Annotated in this window: 9 protein-coding genes; all 9 read right to left on the reverse strand. The window is 67.4% G+C overall.

The window, feature by feature from the left end:
* Positions 1-1632: selenocysteine-specific translation elongation factor (gene selB, locus KJ554_02775; GenBank protein ID MBU0741261.1), on the reverse strand; the 1632-nt coding region annotated here is incomplete at its 3' end.
* Positions 1629-2885, reverse strand: coding sequence for a UDP-N-acetylglucosamine 1-carboxyvinyltransferase (murA, locus tag KJ554_02780; GenBank protein MBU0741262.1), 1257 nt, complete (start codon positions 2883-2885; stop codon positions 1629-1631). The genes murA and selB, both read right to left, overlap by 4 nt.
* A 1-nt stretch (position 2886) precedes the next feature.
* Positions 2887-3795, reverse strand: coding sequence for a peptide chain release factor N(5)-glutamine methyltransferase (prmC, locus tag KJ554_02785; GenBank protein MBU0741263.1), 909 nt, complete (start codon positions 3793-3795; stop codon positions 2887-2889).
* A 44-nt stretch (positions 3796-3839) separates the two neighbouring features.
* On the reverse strand, positions 3840-4913 hold the full coding sequence (prfA, locus tag KJ554_02790; protein ID MBU0741264.1) for a peptide chain release factor 1: 1074 nt from the start codon (positions 4911-4913) through the stop codon (positions 3840-3842).
* Between the two features lies 1 nt (position 4914).
* Positions 4915-5898, reverse strand: a complete 984-nt coding sequence (locus tag KJ554_02795; GenBank protein ID MBU0741265.1) for a DUF1385 domain-containing protein — start codon at positions 5896-5898, stop codon at positions 4915-4917.
* A 128-nt stretch (positions 5899-6026) separates the two neighbouring features.
* Positions 6027-6251, reverse strand: coding sequence for a 50S ribosomal protein L31 (gene rpmE / locus KJ554_02800; protein MBU0741266.1), 225 nt, complete (start codon positions 6249-6251; stop codon positions 6027-6029).
* Between the two features lie 95 nt (positions 6252-6346).
* On the reverse strand, positions 6347-7594 hold the full coding sequence (rho, locus tag KJ554_02805; protein MBU0741267.1) for a transcription termination factor Rho: 1248 nt from the start codon (positions 7592-7594) through the stop codon (positions 6347-6349).
* A gap of 237 nt (positions 7595-7831) precedes the next feature.
* Complete coding sequence (locus KJ554_02810) at positions 7832-9019, reverse strand: tetratricopeptide repeat protein (protein ID MBU0741268.1); 1188 nt, start codon at positions 9017-9019, stop codon at positions 7832-7834.
* A gap of 154 nt (positions 9020-9173) precedes the next feature.
* Positions 9174-9674 carry a hypothetical protein gene (locus KJ554_02815; protein ID MBU0741269.1) on the reverse strand — a complete coding sequence of 167 codons (501 nt, stop codon included), beginning with the start codon at positions 9672-9674 and terminating at the stop codon, positions 9174-9176.
* Positions 9675-9851: the final 177 nt, after the last annotated feature.

The following is a 9851-nucleotide window of genomic DNA, read 5'->3' on the forward strand; positions in this document are numbered from 1 at the left end:
ACGACCGTTGGCCGTCAGATAACGGAGGGATTCGTGCGAATCGCCCCCGAGATCGGCGGTGTCCGTCCCCGTCAGGCCCGCGTCCTTGAGAACCGTCTCGACCTTGTCGACGGCCGCCTGCAACGCGACCGGCAGTGCCGCGGCCCCGGCGGGTCCGATGCGTTCGCCCGCGGTGGTCCAGCCGCGAACGGCGGCCAGCGCCTCGACGAGGGTGTTCCATTCCGCGCGCCCGCCGTCGAACTTCACGCGCCGACGCGCCTCCTCCTTGCTCACGCCGCCGCGCAGCGGGTTCTGGTCGTAGGCCTCGCGGGCGAGCGAGTCCACGGCTGCGGCCAGGTCGGCGGTCAGGGCGCGGTCGTAGAGACGTTTGCCGACGCGCAGGACGGCGGGATCATCGTCGTGTTCCGCGTGCCCGGCCGCCGGCAGGCCGGCGGTACCGGCCTCGCGCAGCCGCTGCCGGAACAGCTCCGCCGGATCGCCCTCCTCGAGCACGGCGAGCTCCGCGAGCGCCTTCTCGTCGTAGCGCTTGCGCCGCGGGGGGCCGACCGCCAGCACGCGGCCCCCGGCCATGGTCACCAGGGGCGAGTAGAAGCGCAGGACCAGCCTGTCGCCTGGACAGGGCACCAGCGGCTGCTCCAGGTGCAACTGCACCCGTGCCGAGGTGCGGCCGGCGTCGTGGGAGAGCAGATCCTCGTCCAGGAGGACGACGCGGCCCAGCACCTCGCGGCCGGCGTGGTGCACGTGCACGCGCTGGCGGTTCTTCAATTCGCCCTTGAAGTGCGCCACGAGGTCGATCCGCGCGTCGAGCTGCCGGACCGAGCCGCACAGGCCGGGCGAGACGACCTGATAGCCGCGTTCCATCTCGTCCTTTTTGACGCCGTGCAGGGCCAGGGCCAGGCGCTGGCCGGATCCGCCCCGCGGCACGGGGCGCCCGTGGGCCTGCACGTCGCGTACGCGGACCTTGGCGCCCGCGGGTTCGACGACCAGCTGATCGCCGATCGCGACCGAGCCGCTCCAGCAGGTGCCGGTGACGATCACCCCCGCGCCGGGCATGGTGAAGAGACGGTCCACGGGCAGACGGAAGGGCCCTTCCCCACTTCGTGCGGGCAGGGCCTCGGCCTCGGTCCTGATGGCGGCGCGCAGCTCGTCCAGTCCTTCGCCGGTGACGGCGGAGACCAGGACCGCCGGCTTGTCGGCGAGGAAGGTGCCGGCCGCCAGGTCGCGCACCTCCTCGGCGGCCACCTCGGCCAGCTCACGTTCCACCAGGTCCAGCTTGGTGATCACGATCACGCCGCCGCGCACGCCCAGCGACGCCAGGATCTCGAGGTGCTCCACCGTCTGGGGCATGACCCCCTCGTCGGCCGCCACCACCAGGAAGGCCAGGTCCACGCCGCCGGCGCCGGCCACCATCTGCTTGACAAAGCGCTCGTGGCCCGGCACGTCGACGACGCCCAGGACCGTGCCGTCTCCCAGGGGCAGCTCCGCGAAACCCAGCTCGATGCTGATGCCGCGGTCGCGCTCCTCCTTGAGGCGGTCGGTGTCGGTGCCCGTGAGCGCCTTGATCAGCGCCGACTTGCCGTGGTCGACATGGCCGGCGGTGCCGAGGATGAAATGCCGTGTCGTGCCGCTCACGCGCTCTCCCGCCTGATCCGCGCCCCGAGGGCTGCGAGCTTCTCCTCGATCCGCTCGTACCCGCGGTCGATGTGGTAGACGCGCTCGATCGTGGTCGTGCCCCGCGCCGCGGTGCCGGCCAGGATCAGCGCCGCCGAGGCGCGCAGGTCGGTGGCCATCACGGGCGCGCCCGACAGCTCCGCGACGCCGAAGATCGTCGCCGTGGCCCCGTCGAGCCGGATGTCGGCGCCGAGGCGGCGCAGCTCCGCGGTGTGCGTGAACCGGTCGGGGTAGATGTTCTCGGTGATGTGGCTGACGCCGTCGGCCAGCGCGGCCACGGCCATGATCTGGGCCTGAATGTCGGTCGGGAAGCCCGGGAAGGGCCGCGTCTTGATCTCGACCGGCCGCGGCCGCTGCGGCGCTGCCAGGCGCACGCGGTCTGCGCCGGTCTCGATCTCGCAACCCATGCTGCGCAGGGCGGCCAGCGGCTCCACCAGATGATCGGGCCGGCAGTCCAGCACCGTGACGTCGCCGCCGGTGATGGCGGCCGCGGCGAGGAACGTTCCCGCCTCGATGCGGTCGGGCACGACCTCGTGGCGGATCGGGCCGAGGGCCCGGACGCCCCGCACGGTCAGGGTCGCGCCGCCGAGGCCGTCTATGCGCGCGCCGGACTCGACGAGCGCCTCGGCGAGCTGGGTGACCTCCGGTTCCACGGCGCAGTTGTGCAGCCGGGTCTCGCCGTCGGCCAGCACCGCCGCCATGAGCACGTTGCAGGTGGCGCCCACGCTGCTCGGCTCGAAGCGGAACTCGCCGCCGCGCAGACCCCGCGGAGCGCGGGCGTGGATGTAACCTCCGTCGAGCCCGGGATCCGCGCCCAGGGCGCGCATGCCCTCCAGGTGCAGGTTCACCGGTCGCGGCCCCCAGGCGCAGCCCCCGGGGAGCGAGACCCGCGCCTCGCCCTTGTAGGCCAGCAGCGGTCCGAGCACGTAGACGCTGGCCCGCATGGTCTTGACCAGTTCATAGGGCGCCTCGATGCCGTCGGCACCGGAGGTGTCGATGCGCAGCGTGCCGGCGGTCAGGTCGCAGCGGGCGCCCAGGATCTCCAGCAGGCGCATGAACGTGCGCACGTCCCGCAGATCGGGCACGTTGCGGATGACCGACGCGCCGCTCGACAGCAGCGCGGCGGCCATCAGGGGCAACACGGCGTTCTTGGCGCCGGCGGCCCTCACGTCTCCCGACAGCCGGGTCGGTCCCTCGATGACGAAACGGTCCACGTCAGTCTCCCTGCTGTTGCGGTATGACGTCCGGCAGGCGCGCTGTCACCACGCGCGGCAGGTCGTTGTAGTCGCGGGTCACCTCGATCTCCGCCAGGCCCGACGCGGCGCAGATGGCCGACACCTGGTCGGGCTGGTCGTGTCCGATCTCCACCGCCAGCCAGCCGCCCGGGAAGAGCCACGCGGCGGCGCGGCGGGCCAGCTCGTGGTAGAAGCGCAGGCCGTCCGGCCCCCCGTCGAGGGCCGCGACCGGGTCGTGGGCCAGCACCTCACGCGGCAGTCCCGGCACGTCGGCGCTGCGGATGTACGGCGGGTTGCTCACCAGCAGGTTGGCCCGACCCCGCAGGTCGGCCGGGAAGGGCTCGTCCAGCTCGCCGACCAGGAACTCCACGCGGGCGGCGACGCCGAGACGGCGCGCGTTGACCCGGCCGAGTTCGACCGCCGGTCCGGAGATGTCCGAGGCGATGACCCGCAGGCGCGGGATCTCCGCCGCCAGCGTGCAGGCGATGACGCCGCTGCCGCACCCGATCTCCAGGGCCAGGGGCGACAGCAGGCTGCTGTTGCCGCCGGTCAGCAGGCCGAGGCAGGTCTCCACCAGACGCTCCGTCTCCGGGCGCGGTATGAAGACGCCGGCGGCCATCTTGAACCCCCGCCCGTAGAACTCCGTTTCGCCCAGCAGCGCCTGCAACGGCTCGCCGGCGGCGCGGCGCTTCACGAGTCCGCGGTACCGGTCCAGCTCGTCGGGCGTCAGCGGTCGGTCGTGATTCAGGTAGAGATCTATGCGCGCGAGGCCGAGAACGTCGCCCAGCAGCCGCTCGGCGTTGAGACGGGCGGAATCGACACCCTTGTCCGCCAGATAGTCGGCGGTGACGAGAATCAGGTCGCGTACGGTCTTCAGTGGTTCGGCCATGGTCCCCCCGCGGCGGCCGTCACCCCCGTACCGGTGCCACGATCTCAACCGCCTCGGCTCTCTGCAAGCGCCTCCTGCCGGCGGTGTTCGCGGATGGCGTCCACGACCGCCTCCAGCTCTCCCTGCATGATGGCGTCGAGACTGTGAACGGTCAACCCGATCCGGTGATCGGTCACGCGGCTCTGGGGAAAATTGTAGGTGCGGATCTTGGCGCTGCGGTCCCCGGTGCCGACCATGGACCGCCGCTCTGCCGAGCGCTGCGCCTCCTGCTCGGCGATGGCCTGCTCCAGCAGGCGCGACCGCAGCACCGTCATGGCCTTGGCCTTGTTCTTGTGCTGCGACTTCTCGTCCTGGCACTGCACGACGATGCCGCTGGGCAGGTGGGTGATGCGCACCGCGGAATCGGTGGTGTTGACCGACTGGCCGCCGGGCCCCTGGGCGCGGTAGACGTCGATGCGCAGATCGTTCTCTTCGATCCGGACGTCCACCTCCTCGGCCTCGGGCAGCACCGCCACCGTCACGGCGGAGGTGTGGATGCGACCCTGCGACTCGGTCGCCGGCACGCGCTGGACGCGGTGTACGCCGCTCTCCCAGCGCAGCACGCCGTACACGTCGTCGCCGCGGATGGCGTAGCTGACCTCCTTCATGCCGCCGGACGCGCCGGGCGTGCCTCCGATCAGCTCTGTCTTCCAGCCGCGACGCTCGGCGAAGCGCACGTACATGCGCGCCACCTCCTCGGCGAAGAGGGCCGCCTCGTCGCCGCCGGTACCGGCGCGAACCTCCAGGATGGCGTCGCGGTCGTCGTTCGGATCGGGGGGCAGCAGCGCCAGCTCGAATTCGGCGCTCGCCTGCGTCAGGGCCTCCTCGAGCTGCGGTAGCTCCTCCCTGACAAGTTCCAGGAGATCCGGGTCGTCCTCGGTCGCCAGCAGCTCCCGGTTGCCGGCGACCTGCGCGTCCAGGGCCAGCCAGCGCTCGCCCAGAGCCAGGATGTCGCTCAGCCGGGCGTGCTCGCGCGACACCTCGCGGAATCTGTCGCGATCCTTGACGAGTCCGGGACGACTCAGCTCGGCCTCGATTTCCGACCGGCGATCGCGGAGTCCGGCAATGATCTCGCGCATTTCAATCCGTCCCGGTTTCGGCGGCCGGTGCGGGGGCCAGCTCGAAGTATGTCTTCTCGCGGAATCCCTCTGCCTCCGGGGTCAACACGGCCTTCAGGGCGGCCAGGCCCACTTCCAGCTGGCTGTCGTCGGGGCGGCTGGTGGTGATCTTCTGCAGCATCAGTCCGGGCCAGATCAGCGGACGCAGCCAGGCGGCGTCCTTGAAGCGACCCGACAGCTTGATGACCTCGTAGGCCAGCCCGCCGATCACGGGGATGAAGGCCAGCCGCAGCAGGCGCTCGCCGATGGTCTCCGGCCGCCCCAGGAAACTGAAGACGACCAGCGCGATGAGCATCACGAAGAAGAGGAAGCTGGTGCCGCAGCGGGGATGCAGGGTGGTGAAGGGGCGCGTCTGCTCGATCGTCAGCTCGCGCTCGTTCTCGAAGGCGTGGATGGACATGTGCTCGGCGCCGTGATACTCGAAGACGCGCGCCATGTCCTTCATCCTGGAGATCAGCTTGAGATAGAGCACGAACATGGCGATGCGGATGACGCCGTCGACCACGTTGAACCAGATGCTGTGCTCCACGCCAATCAGGTCGGTGATCAGCAGGGGCAGGTAGAAGAACAGCCCCAGGCTCAGGGCGAACGCGAGGACGATGGTGCCCCACATCATGACGGTGTCGCGTGCGCCCTTCTTCTCCTCGGCAACGCGATCGTCCTCGAGCGCCTGGTCGGCGGAGTACATCAGCGCGGCGATGCCGATGCTCATGGATTCCAGCAGGTGGATACCGCCGCGCAGCAGCGGCACGTTCAGCCATGGCAGGCGCTTCATGATGCTGCGGAAGGGTTTCTTGCGCACGACGATACGGCCCCCGGGCGTGCGCACGGCGGTGGCGATGGCGGTCGGCGACCGCATCATCACCCCCTCGATGACCGCCTGGCCGCCCACGGCCAGATCCAGCTTGCCGGGATCGTATTCCCGCCCGTCGGTACCTTCACTCATGGAAACTCCTGCTCGGTTCGTCGCCTGGTGCCCTCCACATAGAAAGAGGGCGCCGGTCAATTCGCCAGCACCCTCGTCAATTAGTGTGTCGGGCGTGCGGCGCATCCTCTATCGGTGCGTCCGCTCCGCTAATTCTTCTTCTTCTTGTCCCCGTAGACTCCCTCGTAGCGCTTCATGAAGCGTTCCACTCGGCCTGCCGTATCGACGATCTTCTGCTGGCCCGTGAAAAACGGGTGGCAGGCGGAGCAGATCTCCACGTTGATCTTCGCCATGGTGGAGCGGGTATTGATCACGTTGCCGCAGAGACAGGTGATCTCGCAATCCACGTACTTGGGATGGATGCCCTTTTTCATTCCTCACACCTCGATCGCATGTCAACGCACGGTGAACAGCCAACTAGATAGTGATTCGGCGCCCAAAGAGCAAATATTTTGTCCTCTATACCCTGCTAGGCGTTCATGGCGGCCAGGAACTGTTCGTTGTTCTTGGTCTTGCCCAGCTTGTCGATGAGAAACTCCATCGCCTCCTGGGGACTGTAGTCGCCCAGGTACTTGCGCAGGATCCAGATCTTGTTGAGATCCTTGGGATCGATCAGCAGATCCTCCTTGCGCGTGCCCGACTTGAAGATGTCCACGGCCGGGTAGACCCGCTTCTCGGCGATCTTGCGGTCCAGGACCAGCTCCATGTTGCCGGTGCCCTTGAACTCCTCGAAAATGACTTCGTCCATGCGCGAACCGGTCTCGATCAGGGCCGTGGCGATGATCGTCAGCGACCCGCCCTCCTCGATGTTGCGCGCGGCCCCTAAGAAGCGCTTGGGCTTCTGCAGGGCGTTGGAGTCCACGCCGCCCGACAGGATCTTGCCCGAGTGGGGTACCACGGTGTTGTGGGCGCGCGCCAGGCGGGTGATCGAATCGAGGAGGATCACCACGTCCTGGTGGTGCTCCACCAGGCGGCGGGCCTTGGCCAGCACCATGCTGGCGACCTGCACGTGCCGTTCGGCCGGCTCGTCGAAGGTGGAGCTGACGACCTCGCCGCGCACCGAGCGGGCCATGTCGGTGACCTCTTCCGGACGCTCGTCGATCAGCAGCACGATCAGGTGGACGTGGGGATTGTTCTCGGTGATGGCGTTGGCGATCTTCTGCAGGATGATGGTCTTGCCGGCACGCGGGGGCGAGACGATCAGGCCGCGCTGCCCCTTCCCTATCGGTGCCATCAGGTTGATCAGGCGCGTCGTGATGTCGCCGTTCTCGCACTCCAGGTTGAGCATCTCCTCGGGGTACAGGGGGGTCAGGTTGTCGAAGAGCGTCATGGTCTTTGCCTTCTCGGGGTCCTCGTAGTTGACGGACTCCACCTTGAGAAGGGCGAAATAACGCTCGTTGTCCTTGGGCGGACGGACCTGGCCCGAGACCGTGTCGCCGGTCTTCAGATCGAACTTCTTGATCTGGGAGGGGGAGAGATAGATGTCGTCGGGTCCGGGCAGATAGTTGTACTTGGCGGAGCGCAGGAAGCCGTATCCCTCCTGCAGCACCTGCAGGACGCCCTCGGCGAAGATCAGGCCGTTCTTCTCGGTCTGCCCCTCGAGGATCTTGAAGATGAGCTCCGACTTGCGCAGGGTGCTCAGCCCCTCGATGTTCAGATCCCTGGCGATGTCCACCAGTTCGATGATGCTCTTGTCCTGGAGTTCCTTGATGTCCATGTCTCTCCTGTGGCTTCGTACGCCTTGAAGGTTGCGCGTGTACGCGGTCTACCTGCGGGTGAAGGTATATCTATCGGCGGGTTCGTTGCCGGGCGCGGCACCCCCTCGGCCGGTCCCGATCTATCTGGATAATCCCTGTTTGGTCTTGAGAGCGGATGTCCTTGCAGCGCATTCAGAATACTACATGCGCAACGTCGTGTCCAGCGGGTTGTTGCCTCGACGGATGCCGCCGATCCGTTACTCCAACAGCCTCCGGTACTGTTCCATGTTCAGATCGAAGTTGGCTTGGTTGCCTTGCTTGCCGTAGCAGAGAGCCAGGTAGTAATAACCGTACGTGCTCTCGAAGTACTGGCTGACCAGGGCGTTGCCCACGTTCACGCCGGTCTCGAACTGCTCGCGGGCCTGCCGTGCCAGCTCCTCCTTGGCCGCGGGGTCCTGCTCGTCCGCGGCTCGCTCTTCCAGCTGCGCGCCGTACTTGTAGTGGAGCTGGAGCTTCTGCAGCAGGGTGTTCTCCTCGGGGATGTCCTCCAGCGCCAGCGCCATGCCGTACATCTCGATGGCGTCCGGATAGCGCAGCACCCGGTTGTCGGCGTATAGAATGGCCGCCTGGAGCGAGAGGAAATAGACGTCCTCGTCGTTGGCCGTATCGTCGTCGGTCTCGTAGATCCCCATCACGCGCACCAGCAGGTCGCCCGCGCGCTCCAAATCGCCCTGTTCCTGGGACAGGTTGGCGATGTCGACCATCAGGGGGGCATCGTCCGGGTGATCGACCAGCAGCTTGTCGTAGATGGCCACCGCTTCGTCCTTGCGGTCGAGGCGGCTCAGGACGTTGGCCTTGTCCGAGAGCAGTTCGTAGGCGCCGGGATTGCCCTCGAGCACCTGGTCGAGCAGCTCCAGGGCCTCCTGGAGAATGGCCGGGTCGTTGTCATGCTCCATGGCCAATTGTATCTTCACGCGAGCCAGGTTCTTGATGGGCGAGAGGGAATCGGGCAGGGCGGCAAAAGCCAGCCTGTAATAGCCCTCGGCGGCCTCGTAGTAGCCGGCCTGGTACTCGTTCGTGGCGTTGTTGACCTGCATGAAGTAGTTGTAGCGGAGCGATTCCTGGACTCGGTCGTTCAGGCCCTGATCCATTTTCAGGGTCTTCTGGTAATAGTCGTAGGACATGCTGTAGTTGCGCTTCGCCTCCAGGAAATCGTTCTCCCGTATCTGCTCCTCGGCCTTCTTGGAATGAGCCTCGCCGAGATAGAAGTAGGCCTCCGCCTCGTCGGGACTGTAGTCCAGTCCTTCGTGCAGCACCGAGATGGCCTTGTCGTACATCAGCTGGTCGATGTAGAGGATGGCGCTGGTCACGTGGGCGGAACGGCAGCCGGCGATCGCGAGCAGGGCCAGCGCACCGGCAAGGACGAGGATTTTCTTCGCTCTCATTCGGACTCTCCCTGGATCGCACGCGGTATTGTTTGTCCAGTCGATGATTCGATAGCCGTCGTTGGTGGGGTCGGGCCAATGCCTGGCAAGCCCCTGTAGGGCGTCTCGTAACCGAGGTAAGCTATGGAAATTAAACGTCACCCCGGGTGTCGTGTCAAGGAGAGACGGGCGGTCGGCCCCGGCCGCGGCCGGTGAACGGACCGCCGATCCGGTCGAGCTGGCGCAGGAACTCGTCGCGGTCCTCGGGAGGCATCAGTTGCAATTCCCGGACGAGATTGGAGACGAGCAGGGAATCGATGCCGCCCTGGGCGGCGATCATGGCGCCGACGAGCTCCATGATCTCGTCCTCGTCGACGTCGTCGCGGTGCAGGGCCTCGTTCAGGGCTGCCCGGGCCGCGTGCAGCAACCGGCGCCGCTCGTTCAGCTCCGGCGACAGGCGCGCGTGCATCTCGCGCATCCGGTGCAGGCATTCCCTGCCGAAGCGGCCGTGGCCGCCGGGGCGCAGGCTGTCGGGACGGTCGAAGCCGGGGACGCGGTCGACGTACGACCAGCGCGACGTTTCGAGGGCGCCGTCCCGGCTGCGTTTCAGCGCGACCCCCAGACCGATGTTGAGCCCGATCGACACCAGCAGCAGAAGCAACAGGGCGCGTCTCATCTCAACCCTCCTCGCTCTCGTCGGCGGCGGACAGAATGTACTCGAGGGCGGAATCCAGGGTCCAGACGGAGTCTCCCGCCAGCAACGAGCCGGAGAGGATCTCGCCGGTGTAGTCGGGGGTCTGGACGACCCGGGGATCGTACTGCTGCGAGCCCACCAGGACACCCGCGGCCAGGG

The sequence above is a fragment of the bacterium genome, assembly GCA_018814885.1.
Lineage (GTDB): Bacteria > Krumholzibacteriota > Krumholzibacteriia > LZORAL124-64-63 > LZORAL124-64-63 > JAHIYU01.